We start from the raw sequence: 18,458 nt of genomic DNA on the forward strand, positions 1-18,458 counted from the left end.
GGTGACCCCTGTTTAGGGGATTTTGGATACTATATTATTCATCAATTTATTTTTAGTGGTCTTGTTGATTGCGTTGACGGCGTTTTTCGTCGGATCGGAATTTGCTGTCGTTAAGGTTCGGATGTCGCGTTTGGATCAAATGATTCAAGAAGGGAACAAAAGTGCCATCCTTGCGAAAAAAATCGCGGGCGATCTTGATTACTACTTGTCTGCCTGTCAGCTTGGTATCACGGTCACGGCACTTGGTCTTGGGGCACTTGGTGAACCAACCGTCGAAAAGATCTTGCACCCTGTCTTCGACGACTTCGGGATCTCTGCTGCTGTTTCGACACTCTTGTCGTTTGGTATCGCATTCGTATCAGTAACGTTCTTACACGTCGTCATCGGTGAACTCGCTCCGAAGACGCTTGCGATTCAGTATGCAGAACGCATGACATTGTTGTTCGCCCGTCCACTTTATGTGTTCGGTAAAATCATGTACCCATTCATTTGGTTACTCAACGGTTCAGCGCGCTTATTCCTCGGTCTGTTCGGTGTCAAACCAGCAGGGCACGAACAAGCCCACTCGGAAGATGAATTGAAAATCATCATGGCGCAAAGTTTCCAAAGTGGTGAAATCAACCAAACGGAACTTGCCCTCATGCAAAATGTCTTTGCGTTTGATGAGCACATCGTCAAAGACTTGATGGTACCGCGAATGCGGATGGAGACGATCTCGGAACGTTTGACGAAGGATGAACTGATGGAAATCTTCATGGATAATCCGTACACACGTTACCCGGTTACAGAAGAAAATGATAAAGACCGGATTCTCGGATACGTCAACGTCAAGGAAGTCTTGACGGATTATGCGAACGGAAATGAGCATCCGGTGACACATTATCTGAAGGATTTACCGGTTGTTTCGGAAGTGACGTCGCTTCAAGAGACACTTCGCAAGATGAAACGGACCCGGACCCATCTCGTTCTCGTCGTCGACGAATACGGTGGAACGGCAGGTCTCGTCTCGATGGAAGACTTACTCGAAGAAATCGTCGGTGAAATCCGTGATGAATTCGACGCAGATGAAGTCGAAGAAATCGAACAGGTCAAATCGGACGAGTTCTTGCTCGACGGTACAGTCTTGCTCGCTGACTTGGAAGAACGTTTCAACATTCGCTTTACGAATGTCGAAGATGTCGATACGATCGGTGGCTGGATTCAGATGCATAACATCGATCTTCAGCCAGGTGAGCATATCGACACACCAGACTTCTCCGTCGAAGTGATGGAAATGGAAAACTATCAAATCAACCGCGTCAAGATTTGGTTGCATCCAGCTGAACAAGCAGAAGCAGAAGCATAAGATGGTCGGTTCCTCATGGAGGAACCGGCTTTTTTTTCATCGCATCAGTCAAAAAATCAAGAATGGACGGATTGTGCGAACTTTCGGCAGACATGATAGGAGAATGCAGAGAGGAGCGGGAATGTAATCTACAGCTACTTTATTGTTAAATCGCGTCCTATGAAACGAGGAGGTATTCCGTGCTCGAGCAGATTCCATTTTTACTGAGTCGTTTAGGTATGTTAGCACTGTTAGCCTTTTTATTGTCCCAGTGGCGCATTTCCCGATACATATTCAAGATGGACCGCGGAATGAATCTTCCACTGCTGTTTGCATTCGTGTCATCCGGTATTTTGATGAACTACGCAGGAATTGAACTTTCGCAAGATACGACGATTGATCCGTTACTCGGATTAGCTGTCGAGAAGGATGCCCTGTTGCTCGATACCCGACTCGCTGTCATCGTGACGAGCGGATTGATTGGGGGACCAGTGATCGGCGGCATCACGGGATGTTTGGTTGGTCTACACCGCTACGTACTCGGCTCGTTAGGGGCAGAAGCCGGTTGGATCATCGCAATGCTCGCTGGACTTGCGAGCGGATGGTATCGAAAACGCTGGCGTTTGCATGATGGTTATGCGCTCGTTCCACCAATCGGTATCGTATTGACGGCATTATTGTTCGAAAGTGGGATTACGTTTTTACTTGCCCCCGATACGGCAGAAGCACTTGATTTGATGAGCCGTGCTGCTTTTCCGTTACTGTTCGCAAACATATGTGGGGTCGTACTGTTCATCATGATCTTACGGACACAACTACGACTCGAAGGCGATCTCTTCGTCCGGCAGACCGAGCGTTCCGATCGTCTACTACAAGCATTACAACCTTTACGAAAGCAGGGATTGACTTCGGAAGTCGCGCGGCAGATTGGAGCGACGTTATTGAAGGAAACGAAGATGCAACGGATCGTCGTGCTCGGGGCGACAGAGGTCGTCATCGATATGACGGACCAGCAACCAGCAGTCTGTGGCGAGCAACCGAGACGTGAGGAGCAACGATGGATCGAAGCAGAAGAACCCGTCCGACAGGAAGACGAGCAGACGGGACAAATTCTCAGTTTTCATCCGATGCGCATTAACGGTCAAAAGGCAGGTGTCATCTGTTACTTTTCGAAAGACTTATTTGACGACACTGTCGAGCGGATGACGGAACAACTCGTCCGTTTATTAGCACGAGAGCTACACATGCACCGAGAAGATCAGTTGCTCCGATTAAGTGGGAGAAAGATGAAACCGATGTTACAGGTCAGCTATCTAAAAGGTATCATCGAAGAAATCCAGCGGACAGCTGATCCGGGAACTCCTGTGAAACATCAATTGAATGCCCTGCTTCAACTTTTGACGGCAGCGACGCGTCATGATGAACATCCACTACGCGAGGAACTGGCGACCCTGAAGGCCTATTTATCACTAGAAGGAACACGGCGTCGCCCGAATCAACTGACCTCCGCCGATATCACGGTCGATCTTGATATCGAGACCGCTGTTGAAGAATACTTCGTCTTTCCATTCCTTGTGACGCAGCTTGTCGATAATGCACTGCGTCATGCGTTCGTAAAGGCAGGACGACATCACCGGATTGATGTCCGTGCCTTTAGGGCGACGACGGACTGGGTCATCGAAGTCACGGATAATGGACAAGGGATGCCGCTTGCCGTGATGCAACAACTGAATCAACAGGAAGCGGGAGATTCGAACCTGTTCCTGATTCGACGCGCATTAGACGTGACATACGGTCTGACTGCAACATTACACGTCCACTCGATCATCCATCAAGGAACTCGGATCGAAGTGCGATTACCTCTCCCGTCTCTTTAACAACAGTGGCATTTTGCCATTGTTGTTTTTTTGTCTCGTTCCGAGGGTAAATACGAAAACAGGAAAATGTATCGTACAGGAGGAAGCAGATGATGATTACGACAACAGAAGTGGGACAACTAGGTGATCAGTCCTTGTTACGATTCACGTTACAAAATGTGCATGGGCATAGTATCGATATCTTGAACCGAGGCGCAAAAATTCTTGCCATCCGGGTTCCGGATCAGCATGGAATGATCGAAAATGTCGTACTCGCGTTTGATGACCTATCAGAATATCAGGATGATCCGCATCACTTAGGCGCCACGATCGGACGCGTCGGCGGAAGAATTGCGAATGGCGCGTTCGCGTTGGAAGGGATGACGTACGTTCTTGAGCAAAATGAGGGTGAACATCACCTCCATGGAGGAAGCGAAAATTGGGCGAACCGGATGTTCACACACGAAATCAACGGCGACAAACTTGTTCTACGTTTAGATAGTCCGAGTGGTGAGAACGGCTATCCGGGTCACTTGTCGTTCACGCTGACTTTCGAATGGACGGATGAGAACGTCCTGCATATTCATTATGAAGCGGAGACGACAGCTTCGACACCATTCAGTCCGACGAATCATACGTACTTTAACTTGACGGGTGAAGCAAAAACGACGATCGAACAGCATCTGTTACGAATGGATGCACCTTTTTATGTTCCGTTGACCAAAGATGCGGTACCGACCGGTGACATTCTCCCGGTAACAGACACCGTCTTTGATTTTTCGGAAGCTCGTCCGCTACATGAAGTGACACACGCATCAGACGAACAACTACGTCAAGCAGGTAGTGGTGTCGATCACCCCTTTTTACTCAGAGAGGGTGGGGAAATCGTTCTCGACGAACCAATCAGTGGTAGACGTTTGCGCGTCGTGACGGATCAACCGGGAGTTGTCGTTTACACCGCTAATCACTTGTCAGGCGAGTTTACGATTTGTGGAAGACGAGCAACGCCATACCTTGGCATCTGTTTTGAGACACAAGGGTTGCCGGATGCGATCAACCAACCGAATTTTCCTTCCGTCGTCTTACATGCCGGCAAACACTATCATAAGCGCACATCGTTTCATTTTCAGATGATGTCATGACGTTTCTTGCGATTTCCACTTCTGTATATGGTAGGATAAAGCGAGAAGAATCTAACGGAGGCTAAGGAAAATGACTAAAATAGCATGGGTGACCGATAGTATGGCCTATTTCACGAAGGAAGAGGCAGAAGCGATCGGCGTCAATGTCGTACCGATTCAAATCTTACTCGGTGATACGGCGTATCAAGAGAATGCGATCACGGTCGAACGACTGTTCCGTGCCCTAGATGCGGACAAAAAGCTGATTGCCAAAACATCACAACCAATTTTTGGAGAGTTCGTCGGAACATACGAACGCTTGAAAGAAGAAGGCTATGACTGTGCGATTGCAGTGCACTGTACGAATGGATTATCGAGTACCGTCCAAAGTTCAGCATCAGCAGCAGAAGCAGCCAGCTTCCCGGTTCACATCATCGACTCTCATACGGCGTTTGAGAACCAACAAGAATTCATTCGTTACGGGATGGAGCTCGAGGCACAGGGGAAATCCGTCGAGGAAATCGTCGCTGCCTTACAAGCGTTGACGAAAAAGACCCACTTCTATATGATCGTCGGTAATATGGAGACGATGCGTCGGGGTGGACGTGTCTCATCAGGAGATCTGTTCCTGGCGAACCTACTCAGCATTAAACCGATCATTACGACGGATGAAGCAGGAAAAATCGTGCCGTTCAAAAAAGCACGTTCTTTAAAGAAAGCTTACATCGAAATGGTTAAACAAATCGATGAGTCGATGCGTCAGCACACGTTCTACAAGAACCGGATTTATGTTGCGACGACGATGGCACCGGAAATGGCAGCGGAACTGCGGCAACAAGTCGCAGCGAAGTTCCCGGATTTGACGATTCTCGAAGGCACGTTCGGACCAGCGATCGGGACGCATGCCGGAGCAGAGACGGTTGGTCTATTCTGGATGAATGATTAAACTAAAACGGATACGACAAGAGGCGACGGATTTTTCCGTCGCCTCTTGTTTCGTTCAAGCTGTAAGTGTGATTCCAAGGAAAGCTGCAAGAATTCCGAAACCGTAGCTCAAGATGAGATAGAGGGTGAGCACTTTACGATTTCCGTCCTGAAATAGCTGCAATGTCTCGATTTTAAACGTTGAGAATGTCGTAAATGATCCGAGGAAGCCGGTACCTAAGAGTAACGTCCATGTCGTATCGAGATGCGCCCCGATGACGAGTCCAAGTAAAAATGAACCGAGTACGTTAATCAGGAACGTCGCCAGTGGAAATTCGCGTTTCCAAAACGTCTTCATCCATTGACTGACGGCAAAACGACTGATGGCACCACAAAAAGCACCGATGGCAAGAGCGAGTAGCGTCATTCACTCACGTCCTTTCGTCACGTGACGCAGTCGTCGTGTTCCGAGCGCGTAACCGACATAAGACAGGAATAGACCGCCGAATAGGCTGACGAGTACATAGAGGAACGCGTCCGTTAAATGACGTTCGTTGAGTAAGGTCACGGTCTCGACGCTGAATGTCGAAAACGTCGTAAATGAGCCGATGAAACCCGTGCCGATGGCTGTGATCGCATATTGATGTAAGAGTTTCGTTCGAAATAAAAAGTGTGTCGCATAGCCGAGAAGAAAACTCCCGATCAAGTTGATGACAAGCGTTGGCCACGGGAAAGGACCAGTCGTCAAGTCACTAATCAGCAGTCCGAGCCCATAACGCGCAGAGGCACCCAGTACCCCCGCGAAACCAACGAGTACATACAGCATATGAATCCTCTTTTCTGAAAAAAGTCTACGTTAACCGTACTCCCGCTCTCAAGAAAGCGTCAAGAAAAAAAGTCACTCGAGGGACTTAACGATTGAATTCTTTCTGCCGATGAACAACTGTATGACTTTAATAAGGTGAAGGAGTTTGAACAAGATGGTATCTGCCCTCGAGCAACAAAGTACAAAGATTTTGTCCCGCCTGATTGCAACGTTAATTACGATCGCGCATCCATTGATTTTCTTATTTGCGCAAATGAATTACGTCCCGATCAGTGTGTTTTATCAGTTTTTAGTCGGTGGTTTGATCTTGACGGTCGCGTTGCTTGTGGGCAACCGTCTACTTGGACATCGTCCGAGCGGGAAGTACGTCCAAGTGACGTTAACGTATTTCGTCCTCGCTCTCGTTTTAATAACATTACCATCGCCGAGCATTTGGACGATCGTCTATCTCTACTTGACGATTTCAATCGTCTATTTGATTCCGAGGTTGGTCATTCTCGCCGGAATCCTTGGACTCGTTGAGATGGCTGTATTCACAATGCTTGGAACGATTGTCTTTACGAATACATTCGATTTAATCGTCGCGTATGTCATCTATTTGATGATTTTCTCGGCGGCTGTTTTTGTTGCCGTCTTCGGACGAAACGTCATGTTAGCCGTCCGCCAAGAACAAGAACGGTCGGAAGCCTACGCGGCAACGTCGCAAATTGCTCTCGAACAAACGGCAGCAACCGCAACGGAAGTAACGACGTTCACGGAAGAGATGAGTGAAACGGTCGACGCGGCGAAGGATTCCTTCAGTCAGGTTGATCTGGCGATGCAACAGCTGGCACATGATGCAGCAGGAAGCGTTCAAGCGATTCGTGAAATTCGCCAATTGAACGACCAGCAAGTCAACCGGATGGAGGATGTGACCGTTTCTGTCGACCACGCACTCGAGCGAAGTTCGTCATCGCGAACGACAGCCGAAAAGAGCAGGCAGACAATTGGTCTTGCCGGACAATCCTTACAACAATTGACGACGAGCATGGATGAGTCGGTCACGTCGTTCGGACAACTCGCCGGACGTTTTCAGGAAATCGTCGCCATCACGTCGAGCATCAATGCGATTGCGGCACAAACGAACCTGCTTAGTCTTAACGCGTCGATCGAAGCAGCTCGTGCGGGTGAGTTCGGAAAAGGCTTTACGGTCGTTGCGCAAGAAATTCGTAATCTATCAGCACAGACGGCAGAAGCGTCGAAGGAAATCAATGCGATCATCGAACGTGTTGATCAGGACGTTACGCAAACGGGGAACTCCATTCATGCCAGTACGACATTGCTACGTGAGCAGGAAGAACGAATGGCCGAGAGTCAGTTAGCGCTACAGACGATTGAGATGGATGCAACGGAAGTCGTCGGTTCGATCCAGTCGGCGCAGACCCAGTTCGCGACGATGACGAGTAGTCTTACTGCTATCACGACAGCAACTGGTCAACTCGACACGTTCATGAACGCCTTGCTTGCACAAAGTGAGTCATTGTCCGGTCTGACGCGTCATCAAGTTGGCCAGGTCATGGAACTGCAGCAGGCGATTCATGCCTTGAATGAGACGGCATCAACCCTTCAACAAACGAATGCTTAACGAAACAGCTCTTCATCGATTGATGGAGAGCTGTCGTGTATCTTCAGACTGTTTGTCGTTGTTACGGACGGGGAAGAAGATAGGGAACGATTATCGAAGGAGGAGTCAACGGATGAAGGCAGCTTACATCGAACAGTATGGTGGATCGGAACAATTTAAGGTCGGAGAACTGGACAAGCCAGTCATTGGACCAGATGATGTTTTAATCGAAGTCTATGCCGCGAGTGTGAACCCGGTCGATTGGAAACTACGCGAAGGCTATTTGCGTCAGATGTTGAGCTATGAGATGCCGCTCGTCATCGGTTGGGACGTTGCCGGTGTGATTCAGGAAGTCGGAGAAAACGTCTCGGATCTTCAAGTCGGGGACGCCGTTTTCAGTCGCCCGGAAATTGCTCGTCAAGGAACATATGCAGAGTATGTCGCAGTCGATGCGCACCTCGTCGTCAAAAAACCAGAATCGCTTAGTTTTGCTGAAGCAGCGTCTCTTCCACTCGTTTCGCATACAGCATGGCAAGTCATGTTCGAAGTGATGGATGCGAAGCCGGGTGACCGGATCTTTATTGGTGCCGGATCAGGGGGCGTCGGAACGGTTGCGATTCAACTCGCAAAAGCAAACGGTTTGTACGTTATCACGTCAACAAGTACGAAAAACGTCGACTGGGTAAAAGCGCTTGGAGCCGACGAAGTCATCGACTACAAACAAGAAAACCCAGCCGATCGTGTTCGGGATATCGATTTTGTATTCGATACGATGGGTGGCGACAAGCAAGGGGAGCTGTATCAGATGCTGAAGCCGAACGGAATGCTCGTCTCGATTTCCACACCACCGGATGAAGAGCAAGCGAAGCAACATAATGCACGATCTGCGTATGTCTTCATGCAACCAACCGGTGAACGTTTGCGACATATCGCTAAAGCCGTCGAACGTGGTGAGCTACAACCTGTCGTTGATCGGATTTTTGATCTGGATCAAATCAAGGAAGCACATGATTATGGCGAAGAAGGGCACGCAAAAGGAAAAATCGTCATCCGGGTCAAAGGAGAATAAGGAGAGGAGGACGCTGAAATTAGCGTTCTCTTTTATTTTTGTCAATCTTTTTATCGGACCTTAAACAAAAAATAACCTGGTTAAAAAAGTGTAAAGGATAAGGGGTTGCTTCTTTCTATACTAGGGCTATCAGACGTGAGTCAGCCAAATTAAAAGGAGGAAGTAACATGAAAAAAGGATTGAAGTGGGCAGGAATCATCGTGATCGGAGCAGTCATTCTCGGAAATCTAGGAGATGACGAAGAACAAGCAGCACCGGAGAAAAAAGTAGAAGTCGAACAAGAAGCAGTCAAATCAGAAGCAAAACTAGTAAAAGCAAAAGCAGTTGCGAAGCCGGTCAAGAAAACGTACGGGGTGAATGATCAGGTAAAGGTCGGGAAACTGACGTACGTCGTCAACGACGTCAAGATGGTCGATACGTTGTCGAACGTTCTCGGCGAAAAGAAAACATCAGGACAATTCTTAGTCATCGGTCTGACGATTTTAAACGGAGATAAGGAAGAGCGATTCGTCGACAGCAACATGTTTAAAGTCAATGTCGGCGATACGGAATACTCAGCCGATACGGAGCTCGATCTCTATGCGAATGAAGATGGAATGGGCTTCTTCTTAGAGACGATCAACCCGAATATCGAGAAAACCGGCAACATCGTCTTCGAATTACCGAAACAGGTGAAAAATCCGAAGCTTGAAGTCTCATCTGGCTTTGGCTGGGCAGGTGGACAATCAAAAGAGATTCAATTGACACGGTAATGAGCGACCATAGAAGAGACTCAATAAAAGAATGACGCGTCTTTTCACGCCCTTTCCTCAGGCGAGACACAAGCCAGTTTTCCTGCTTCATTCAAGCAGGAAAGCGGGTCTTGTTTGTCTCTGACAGCGCATAAATGCGCTTTTTCCTGTAGGAGTGGCGTGAAACGCGTCACTCTTTTTGTTACGAGATAAGGGTGGCAGATCATCATTCTGCCACCCTTATCTTTGTGGAAACTGACTTTTGAGTCAGCCCCTTCTTGTTACCGTCCTGATTGTTGGATCGAGAGTTCAGGCGTTAATCGATCGAGTAAAGCGAGCGTCTCCGGATGAGAGGCAAGCGTCTGGTCGAGCGCGTTTCGTTCGGTCTCTAAACAAGCCAAATAACGTTGAACCGCTTCAGCGTGCGTTGCGGGTGTCAGGACGTCGTAGATTGCTTCAAGAGCAAGGCGTGGATGGTCTGGCAATGTCGTCGGAATCGTCTTTAATCCGAGTTGTGCTCGTTCAGGAGCATGATGATGGAGTAATACTTTTGCGAACTTGATCAAGGCGCTACGGAGCATCTCGACTGCCCATAAGTCATTTCCCCGTGCTGCTGCTTTTTTATATTGGAACAAGAACCAGACTGCATCGATCGCTTCATCGGTCGCTTCTTGAGCAGAAAGCGTTAAGTCGCAAGTATCGGTAAAGTCCGTCAACTGTTCTTGTGGATCATACAAGACACGCAATTGATCCTTATGGTTCAGCGAGTCAAGCGTCACCGTAAACAAATCGATATGTAGCAGATCATCATAGACGACGATCATTTGTGGGGCGATGATATTAATCTCATCTTTCCAGATGATCGAACGATAAGCAGAAAGATGGGACAAACGACGTGATAAGAATTTTGTTTGACGTTCTTCTGAGACGAGACAGTACAGATCGATGTCTGAATGAACATCTTCTTCTCCCCGTCCAAAAGATCCTTTCAAAAAGATGGCTTCGACTGCAGGATCTTGTTTGAGTCGAGCAACCAGTTGCTCGATCGCATGAAGTTGATGCATGAGGACTCATTCCTTTCCAAAAACAGAAGTCTATTACGTCAGTATACGGGATAATAGACAGGTTTTTCCATAAAAAATGAGAAATCACATCGGAATGGATTCCTCATTGAGAAGCAGAAGCGAGTTTTTCTTTATGTTCAAGATGGAGGACATGTTGTTCCCCCCATGCATTGATCGCGTCAAGGACTGGAATGAGCGTCCGACCATAATCCGTCAGAGAGTACTCGACACGGGGTGGGACTTCTTGATAAATCTCGCGATGAACGATATCGTTCAGTTCGAGCTCACGCAGTTGAGCCGTCAGCATTTTTTGCGTAATGTTCGGCAATTGGCGTTTCAATTCACTGAAGCGGAGCGTTCCATGTGTGATCAAGACGAGTAAAATCGACGGCTTCCATTTTCCGGTCAAGATTTCGAGTGCTGTCTCGACGCGACAGCTTGGTGTCTCTTCCATCGGTCTTCCTCCTTCATGGTATCGTTTAGGATACTATACCACTTATTCGTGCCTACTTCCGCTTCGATCGCTTCCGCGTAATAATAGGGGTACGAGCTATTTCATTGAAGGAGGAAACAACATGTCGATTCACCCACAGATTACACTCGGTCCTGTTCGTTTACGCGTCACGGATCTCGATCGTTCGATTTCATTTTATACAACGTCACTCGGATTACGTGTGCTGACGCAAACGGATCAGCTCACAGTTCTTGGCGCGCAAGATACACCACTCGTTGAGCTTGAAGTCCATCCGAATGCCCGTCGTTTCCCACCGAACTCGGTCGCCGGGTTATATCATTTTGCGATTTTGCTACCAAACCGAAAAGAACTCGGTTTCGTCATCCGGAATTTGATCGAACAAGGGATCGAGATTGGTCAAGGTGACCATCTCGTCAGTGAAGCGTTTTATCTGTCGGATCCAGACGGGAACGGGATCGAAATTTATGCCGATCGTCCACGTGAGACCTGGACGTACGAAGCAAACGGAGACGTCAAGATGACGACGGATCCCGTCGATTGGCAAAGCATGCTCGTCGAAGCGGGAGAAGAAGATTGGTATGGCATGCCGAACGATACGGTCATGGGACATGTCCATTTCCACGTCAAGACACTCGAAGCAGCGCGGTCATTTTATGTCGAGACGCTCGGCTTTGACGTTGCCGCTGACGCTTCGCGAATGCGTGCGTTGTTCGTTGCTGCGGGCGGTTACCACCATCACATCGGTCTGAACGTCTGGTCGGGTGTCAATGCACCAACGAATCCAGAAGATGCGGTCGGACTTGTCTACTGGACGCTGCGTTATCCGAATCAAGAGACGCTTCAAGTAGCGATCGAGGCGTTGAAGTCTTCCGCTTATACCGTTACCGATCAAGCAGGCGATTTCTATGTCACCGATGATGCCGGGATTACCGCTCGATTGACAACGTAACCGAAAAAAATCCCCTTACAGTGAAAACACTGTAAGGGGATTTTTGGTTTACCGTGAAGACGACGTCGCGTTACCGTCGTACCGGCTGATCAGTTCATACGGTCTGACTTTATATAAGGCATGCGGGAAGTAATGGGGATCCATCGCATCAAGCGTCCGCAACTGGAAGTGTTCCCGTTTGATATACTCACTCAGCGAGTCACGTGTCATCGGGAAGAAGCCGACGTCCGTCGTCTCGCCTTCTTGTGTTGCGAGTTCACCACCGACCGCTTTCCCACGGAAGCAGACGCACAGGACATGACTTGAGACATTTTGATAGATACCGGTGATGCCATCGATTGTGACATCAACACCAGTTTCTTCTTTGACTTCCCGTTTGATGGCGTCAAGAATCGACTCGTGATTTTCGACTTGTCCACCCGGCATCTCATACGTATCACCCCGGTGGAGGTTGCGGACGAGCAGGACTTCACCGGCATCGTTCGTGATGTACGCGGTCACGCTGACGATCGCGCGAGGGGGAGCATACGTACCGGTCGCTGTCATGAAATCTTCATAGGATTTGATATAGAGGTTTTTGCCGAGACGCGCGCGCTTCTTCATCGCTTCGCGACGTAAAGCACTGTTGCGGACATCACGATCGACTTGTTCGTAATGTTCACGGTCGCGATATTCCCAAATGGCGATGACTTCATCTTCTGCCTCGGTCACCCAGCGACCAACAAGACGGGCACCATGGCTGACTTGGAGCGGGTACAAATAGGTATGGAAAAACTCAGTGAATTCTTCTAGGCGTTCGGGACGAATCGTATAGGTCTTCCGGCGATGTAACATGGAAATTCCTCCTATCAGATGAGCGTTCAGATGTACGTTGTACCCCTTCTCGAACGGACGGATGAAACCCTTTTTCTCGATGTGGGAAAAGGATTTTTTATTGAACGGTTGCGTATACATGTCTTACGGTCTACGTGACTTTAAATCATCGATAATGATCTCTTTTGATCGGAAAAGTATAACTAAAGAAGAACTTAAGAAATGGATAGGGCTCAACTTCAGAAAAATCGGGGATACTGAAAGTAGAGAGAAACAGAAAGAAGGGATACGTGATGGATATCATGGCACTCGTCCGCCTGGCTGGCGGAATCATGTTCACCCCATTGTCGGACGATGTCTTGATGATGAGTTTTGCAGCACTTCGATTACGAGAGGGGATGTACCCGGTCGTCATCTGGTTGACCGCATGGCCGGTCTTCTTCATCGCCTTTACGTGGTTTTATCTACTTGCTCGGTTCTTCCGTGAGATTCCGCTCGTCAAACGGTGGATGAAGTCACGTTTCTTAGAACGAGCAGAAACAATCATCGAACGACGCGGGTTATGGGCAATCGGACTATCGTTCTTCTTACCCGGCGTCAGACATCCGATTCATTATGTCGCTGGACTCCTCGGTTATCCGTTACCGCGTTATTTAGTGATGACATTCTTAGCAGCAGGCGTTTATACAGGACTCTGGACTTTTTTGATCGTCCGGATCGGAGAAGCTGTGACGTGGTCGGAGCTGTGGAACTGGCTTCAGGTGAATCCCGGAATCATCAGTGCGATCGTAGTCATCTTAATCGGTCTAGTAGTAACAGGTATCGTATATCATCGGCGTCAAAAGGAATCAGTCGAGGAAAGTTCTTCAATATAAAAACATCACACGAGCAAGCGAATCCAGATCAGGATTCGCTTTTTTAGATGAAGTTTGGTTTTATGAATAAGGATAGTTTTTTGAAATAAGAAGTAATCTACAAGAAAAGTGAAATCATTGTCAAAAAAAGACGTTTTTCACTTCTTAAAAGCTACGTGATTTACACACCGTATTGGCAATTTATCGTCACAAGCAAGTGGCTGAAATTGGATTGTAAACGCTTATACTAGGAGGTGTTCACAGAGTGGACATATTTATTGCCAGAGGAGGATACATATGAATCTCATGCAGACGGAAGAGACGGTCAAAAAAGCACCGACTTCTTCTGCTTACCGGACGATTTGGCGGTGGCACTTTTATGCTGGTATCATTTTTGCACCGTTCCTAGTCATGCTTGCTGTGACAGGATCCATTTATCTTTTTAAGCCACAAATCGAAAACGTCCTGTATCAATCGTATTATGAAGTTACACCACAAGCAGATCGCATCACTGCGACGGAACAGATTGATCGCGTCAAAGCGAAGTATCCCGATGCACTTGTCACGTCGTACCGACCGGGTGAATCCGACGATCGATCCAGTGAAGTGAAGGTCTCGTCACCAGACATGTCGGCGACGGTCTTCGTCAATCCGTATTCTGGTAAGATCATCGGAACATTATCTGACGATGACCGGATCATGAATAAAATCGAAGAGATCCACGGGGAACTGATGGCGGGAACGACTGGCGATCGGATCGTTGAACTCGTCGCCTGTTGGGCAATCGTCTTGATCGTGACGGGACTGTTCCTATGGTTCCCGCGTAAGCAAAAGGGACTGTCAGGTGTCTTGTTTCCACGTCTTCGTCAAGGCAAGAAGTTATTCCGTCGTGATCTCCACGCTGTTCCAGCATTCTGGATCACAGCAGGGATGCTGTTCCTGATCTTGACTGGCTTACCGTGGTCCGGTTTCTGGGGAACGAACTTCCAGTCCCTTGTCACGAACCAAGGGCTTGGTTATCCACCGTCCATCTGGGGTGGGGAGGCACCGACGTCAACACTTCAAACGAAGGATATCGCGGAAGTCCCGTGGGCTGCCGAAACACTTGATGTCCCGCAATCGAAAGTCGAAGGTGCTGTTCCGGCTTCGATCGATGACATCGTTGCAATCGGCAAACAACAAGGGATGGATCCAAGCTTTAAGATCAGTATTCCAAGTGATCCGAGCGGTGTCTATACGCTGTCTGCGTATCCAGCGAAAGCACAGAATGAAGCGACGATCCATCTCGATCAATATTCCGGTGCCGTGCTCGCCGACTATCGTTATGACAACTATGGTATCGTCGGAAAGATCGTCGCGACCGGGATCACACTCCACAAGGGAACGGAATTCGGCTGGTTCAATCAGTTGATTAGTCTGTTGATTTGTCTCGGAATCATTCTCGTGGCAGTCAGTGGTTTCTATCTCTGGCTGAAGCGAAAACCAAGTAAAGGGATGGGGGCGCCGAAAGGACCGAAAGCATTCATGTTGAAAGGATTCCTCGCTGTGCTTGTCGTGCTGGGAATCGTCTTCCCGCTTGTTGGACTCTCGTTGCTCGTCGTCTGGCTGGTCGATTTCCTCGTCATCCGTCGTATTCCGAGTGTAAGGAGGTTCTTCAATGCGTAAATCGATACAAACACTCATGCTCGGCGGACTGCTCGTCACGACGACGAGTCTTGCTGGCTGTGCGGTCGATTCCGATGCAGCAGAACAGTATGCCGTAGCTAAGCCGTTATCGATCAAAATGAATATCCCAAAGGACTTACAACCGGATGCCAAGAAAAAGCAGACGTTTGAAGCAACAGTCTGGCGTGAAGACAAACCGGTTCAAAAAGTCGATTATGTCCACTTTGAAATCTGGAAAGCGGATGGAACAGTACGCTATAGTATGGAACCGGCAGAGGAGACAAAGCCAGGTGTCTATACGATTGCGAAGGCACTACCAAAATCCGGCTTGTATTATGTCAAAGCGCATGCAAGCAGTGAAGGTGCGATGATCATGCCAACACGGCAGTTCATCGTCGGTGAGTTATCGAAAGAAGATTTAAAAATCTTACAAGGTGGAGCAAAACCAGCTGGCGGAAGTAGCGGTCACCATCATTGAAGAATAAGGAAATACAAAATGAGAGGGTGGAATACTATTCCGTCCTCTCATTTTTCGTATAGACGATTAATCGTCATCACCATGATCTCCGTGATCATCCCCGTCATCGTCTCCATGATCGTCTGAATCATCATCTTGATCATCATTTTCTGAGTCATCCGAAGAATCATCGTCATCCGAGTGCTCATCTTCTGATTCGAGTTCCTGTCCATTATAGAACTTGATCTGGACGTGTAACGTTTTGATGTTTGGCAATTGAAGTGCCTGTGCGACTAACGTTAATAATTCTTCTTCCGTCATCGATGGTGTGACGAGAAGACGATCTTTTAACGTCGCAACGTCAGTAATACCGATCTCGTCTTTAAAGCGCAATTCTTTCCGTTGATGTTCATTACTGTAACGCCACTCGAACTTTTTCTTATTCGTATCCGTCACTTTGATCATGATCCGTTTGAGTTCTTGATTATTCTGAACCCCGTCGTGATCCGTATCTTCCTGATCATCTCGAGTCCCGTCATGATCGCTGTCTGCTTTGGTTGGATCAGAACCAAGTTCGAATTCGTCTTCATTCAGAAGCGTATCTTGATCGCGGTCCTCTTCGTTATCTTTGATGCCGTCACGATCTGAATCATTTTTCAGTGGCTGCGTACCCACGATGAATTCTTCTCGTGTCGTCAATCGATCCTGATCTTGGTCTTCTTTATCATCAGAAATACCATCTTGATCGGAATCCTTCTTCAATGGATTTAGATGCGCTGTGTATTCTTGTTGATTCGTAAGTAAGTCGCGGTCCGAATCCTCTTTCCCATCCTTGATTCCGTCGCGGTCCGAATCCGATTTAGTGGGGTTGAGACGAAGTTGATACTCTTGTACATTCATCAAACCGTCGCGATCGTGATCTTTTGTTGCGACTTGTTTTCCATATCCCAAATGATATTGTTTTTGCCAAGCATCTGGAATCCCATTTTTGTCTCGATCGACTTGCACGACAGGTTTCTTCTTCGCTTTACTTTTTGCTTCGACAGGTCCAACTGCTTGCGAGACGACGAGCGAAGCAAGTACTGCGCCAATGACAATCCGTTTCATAAGTCCACTCCTGTTCTATAAAAGATAAAAGATGAGGTTATAAGAAGATTCTAATGAAATGATTAGAAAATAAGTTGGCTGTTTCGCGAAATGAGTAAATAAAAACTAAAAAATAATGAAAGTGCTGCATAAGTTTATTTCGTTAGAAAAAAATATTTTAAATAAAAAATGTAAAAAGATAAAACCATTCGTGAACTCCTTACGTTATCTATGTGAAGTCCAAAAAATCAAAGGGGTGTTCATAAGATGAAGATGAAAAAGTCGTATCTCGCTGTTCCGCTTAGTGCCGCATTGTTGATTCCAGCAGCAGGTGTTAGTGCACATGGTCATGAGGACCATAGTAAGATGTCTCACAGTTCAGGAAAAGTCTCCCTCGATGTCTCATCTCCAGCATCGGATTTACGAGCGACACTCGATCAAATTCTATCTGAACACGCGTATCTCGCAGTCGTTGCGATGCAAAAAGGAATTGATGGTAAAGAAGATTTTGAGCAGGCAGCCGGTGCCTTGAATCAAAACACGGATGATTTATCGGCAGCTGTTGGTTCCGTCTACGGGGAAGAAGCAGGCGCTGCCTTCAAAGAAATCTGGGCGAGCCATATCGGTTACTTCGTCGATTACGTCAAAGCAACTGGTGCCAAGGACGAAGACGCGAAACAAAAAGCATTGAAAGAGCTTGATGAGTATCGTGTCGAACAGGCTGCGTTCCTCGATAAAGCAACGGAAGGACGTCTGAAGGCAGCGGATCTCGAAGCAGGACTAAAAGTCCATATCACGCAACTGTTAACATCGTTTGATAGCTACGTTGCTGGTGATTATGATGCTGCCTACAGTAATCTACGTAAAGCAATCGAGCATATGTATATGGTGGGAGAAGGGTTATCTGGTGCGATCGTCGATCAGTACCCAGATAAATTCAAAAATACGAAAGTTGATACACCAGCAGCTGATCTTCGTGCCGGACTGAACCGAAACTTCTCTGAACACGCGGCGCTTGCAGTGCTCGCGATGCAAAAAGGAATTGACGGAGCAAAAGACTTTGACGCTGCGGCTGGTGCCTTGAATCAAAATACGGATGACCTGACAGCTTCGATTGGCTCTGTTTATGGTAGCGAAGCAGCGCAACAATTCAAGAAGATTTGGTCGAGCCACATCGGCTACTTCGTCGACTATGTCAAAGCAACAGGTGCGAAAGATGATCAAGCACGCGACATGGCCGTGAAGGAACTCGATGAGTACCGTGTCGAACAGGCAGCATTCCTTGATGCAGCAACAGAAGGACGCTTGAAAGCGAAAGATTTGGAAGAAGGATTGAAGGTTCACATTGACCAACTCTTACTTGCCTTCAATAGCTACAATGAAAAAGATTACGACAAAACGTACCCAGCAATTCGCGAAGCGTACGCGCATATGTACGGCGTAGGGGAAGGAACTGCGACAGCAATCGTCGATCAGTTCCCAGATAAATTCAAAGGTGCGCCTGGAATGCCAAACACAGGTCTCGGTGGTATGCAAGAAGAAGCATCGACGACAGGTATCGTCTGGTCATTGCTTGGTATCGCAGCAGCATCGATCCTTGGATTCTTCGCACTCCGTCGTCGCCCGCAACAATAAAGGACG

18 protein-coding genes are annotated in these 18,458 nt (G+C 47.8%); 12 read left to right on the top strand and 6 right to left on the bottom strand.

Annotated features, from left to right (window positions below; genetic code table 11):
* Positions 1-22 precede the first annotated feature (22 nt).
* From KNQ03_RS12055 to KNQ03_RS12070, 4 genes are all read left to right on the top strand, one after another.
* The gene (locus tag KNQ03_RS12055) at positions 23-1,345 is read left to right on the top strand and encodes a hemolysin family protein (protein WP_214724887.1); all 1,323 of its coding nucleotides are present in this window, start codon (positions 23-25) and stop codon (positions 1,343-1,345) included.
* 179 nt (positions 1,346-1,524) lie between these two features.
* On the top strand, positions 1,525-3,201 hold the full coding sequence (locus KNQ03_RS12060) for a LytS/YhcK type 5TM receptor domain-containing protein (RefSeq protein ID WP_214724889.1): 1,677 nt from the start codon (positions 1,525-1,527) through the stop codon (positions 3,199-3,201).
* 92 nt (positions 3,202-3,293) lie between these two features.
* On the top strand, positions 3,294-4,322 hold the full coding sequence (locus KNQ03_RS12065; RefSeq protein ID WP_133208378.1) for an aldose epimerase family protein: 1,029 nt from the start codon (positions 3,294-3,296) through the stop codon (positions 4,320-4,322).
* A 70-nt stretch (positions 4,323-4,392) separates the two neighbouring features.
* A complete protein-coding gene (locus KNQ03_RS12070) occupies positions 4,393-5,247 on the top strand; it encodes a DegV family protein (RefSeq protein ID WP_050678897.1) in 855 nt (284 codons plus the stop codon).
* 54 nt (positions 5,248-5,301) lie between these two features.
* Here the strand turns inward: KNQ03_RS12070 and crcB (KNQ03_RS12075) are convergent, their stop codons facing one another.
* A complete protein-coding gene (crcB, locus tag KNQ03_RS12075) occupies positions 5,302-5,652 on the bottom strand; it encodes a fluoride efflux transporter CrcB (RefSeq protein ID WP_214724891.1) in 351 nt (116 codons plus the stop codon).
* Entirely contained in the window at positions 5,653-6,051 is a 399-nt protein-coding gene (gene crcB, locus KNQ03_RS12080; RefSeq protein WP_214724892.1) for a fluoride efflux transporter CrcB, read from the bottom strand.
* A 154-nt stretch (positions 6,052-6,205) separates the two neighbouring features.
* Between crcB (KNQ03_RS12080) and KNQ03_RS12085 the strand changes: the two genes are divergently transcribed.
* The 3 genes from KNQ03_RS12085 (at position 6,206) to KNQ03_RS12095 (ending at position 9,475) form a co-directional block, all read left to right on the top strand.
* Positions 6,206-7,675 carry a methyl-accepting chemotaxis protein gene (locus tag KNQ03_RS12085; protein WP_214724894.1) on the top strand — a complete coding sequence of 490 codons (1,470 nt, stop codon included), beginning with the start codon at positions 6,206-6,208 and terminating at the stop codon, positions 7,673-7,675.
* A 112-nt stretch (positions 7,676-7,787) separates the two neighbouring features.
* Positions 7,788-8,723 (top strand): NADP-dependent oxidoreductase, encoded by a 936-nt coding sequence (locus KNQ03_RS12090; RefSeq protein WP_214724896.1) that lies wholly within the window; start codon positions 7,788-7,790, stop codon positions 8,721-8,723.
* Between the two features lie 167 nt (positions 8,724-8,890).
* On the top strand, positions 8,891-9,475 hold the full coding sequence (locus tag KNQ03_RS12095; RefSeq protein WP_214724898.1) for a DUF4352 domain-containing protein: 585 nt from the start codon (positions 8,891-8,893) through the stop codon (positions 9,473-9,475).
* A gap of 260 nt (positions 9,476-9,735) precedes the next feature.
* On the opposite strand, the gene KNQ03_RS12100 is transcribed toward KNQ03_RS12095, so the two are convergent.
* Together KNQ03_RS12100 and KNQ03_RS12105 are read right to left on the bottom strand one after the other, a co-directional pair.
* Positions 9,736-10,518 carry a nucleotidyltransferase domain-containing protein gene (locus KNQ03_RS12100; protein ID WP_214724900.1) on the bottom strand — a complete coding sequence of 261 codons (783 nt, stop codon included), beginning with the start codon at positions 10,516-10,518 and terminating at the stop codon, positions 9,736-9,738.
* Between the two features lie 103 nt (positions 10,519-10,621).
* Entirely contained in the window at positions 10,622-10,972 is a 351-nt protein-coding gene (locus KNQ03_RS12105) for a winged helix-turn-helix transcriptional regulator (RefSeq protein ID WP_023466835.1), read from the bottom strand.
* 121 nt (positions 10,973-11,093) lie between these two features.
* On the opposite strand from KNQ03_RS12105, the gene KNQ03_RS12110 reads away from it, so the two are divergent.
* Complete coding sequence (locus KNQ03_RS12110; protein ID WP_214724902.1) at positions 11,094-11,942, top strand: VOC family protein; 849 nt, start codon at positions 11,094-11,096, stop codon at positions 11,940-11,942.
* A 48-nt stretch (positions 11,943-11,990) separates the two neighbouring features.
* Here the strand turns inward: KNQ03_RS12110 and KNQ03_RS12115 are convergent, their stop codons facing one another.
* On the bottom strand, positions 11,991-12,776 hold the full coding sequence (locus KNQ03_RS12115) for an NUDIX domain-containing protein (RefSeq protein WP_214724904.1): 786 nt from the start codon (positions 12,774-12,776) through the stop codon (positions 11,991-11,993).
* A gap of 272 nt (positions 12,777-13,048) precedes the next feature.
* On the opposite strand from KNQ03_RS12115, the gene KNQ03_RS12120 reads away from it, so the two are divergent.
* The 3 genes from KNQ03_RS12120 (at position 13,049) to KNQ03_RS12130 (ending at position 15,752) form a co-directional block, all read left to right on the top strand.
* Entirely contained in the window at positions 13,049-13,630 is a 582-nt protein-coding gene (locus tag KNQ03_RS12120; protein WP_053452466.1) for a DedA family protein, read from the top strand.
* 276 nt (positions 13,631-13,906) lie between these two features.
* Complete coding sequence (locus KNQ03_RS12125) at positions 13,907-15,274, top strand: PepSY-associated TM helix domain-containing protein (protein WP_214724905.1); 1,368 nt, start codon at positions 13,907-13,909, stop codon at positions 15,272-15,274.
* Positions 15,267-15,752: a FixH family protein gene (locus KNQ03_RS12130; RefSeq protein WP_214724907.1), complete on the top strand. Its 486-nt coding sequence runs from the start codon at positions 15,267-15,269 to the stop codon at positions 15,750-15,752. The genes KNQ03_RS12125 and KNQ03_RS12130 overlap by 8 nt, the downstream gene beginning before the upstream one ends.
* 66 nt (positions 15,753-15,818) lie before the next feature.
* Here KNQ03_RS12130 and KNQ03_RS12135 read toward each other — a convergent pair whose 3' ends face one another.
* Complete coding sequence (locus KNQ03_RS12135) at positions 15,819-16,838, bottom strand: MSCRAMM family adhesin SdrC (RefSeq protein ID WP_214724909.1); 1,020 nt, start codon at positions 16,836-16,838, stop codon at positions 15,819-15,821.
* Positions 16,839-17,084: 246 nt separating this feature from the next.
* Between KNQ03_RS12135 and KNQ03_RS12140 the strand changes: the two genes are divergently transcribed.
* Positions 17,085-18,452, top strand: a complete 1,368-nt coding sequence (locus tag KNQ03_RS12140; protein ID WP_050676874.1) for a hypothetical protein — start codon at positions 17,085-17,087, stop codon at positions 18,450-18,452.
* Positions 18,453-18,458: the final 6 nt, after the last annotated feature.

This window comes from Exiguobacterium sp. s143 (genome assembly GCF_018618895.1).
Taxonomy (GTDB): domain Bacteria; phylum Bacillota; class Bacilli; order Exiguobacteriales; family Exiguobacteriaceae; genus Exiguobacterium_A; species Exiguobacterium_A abrahamii.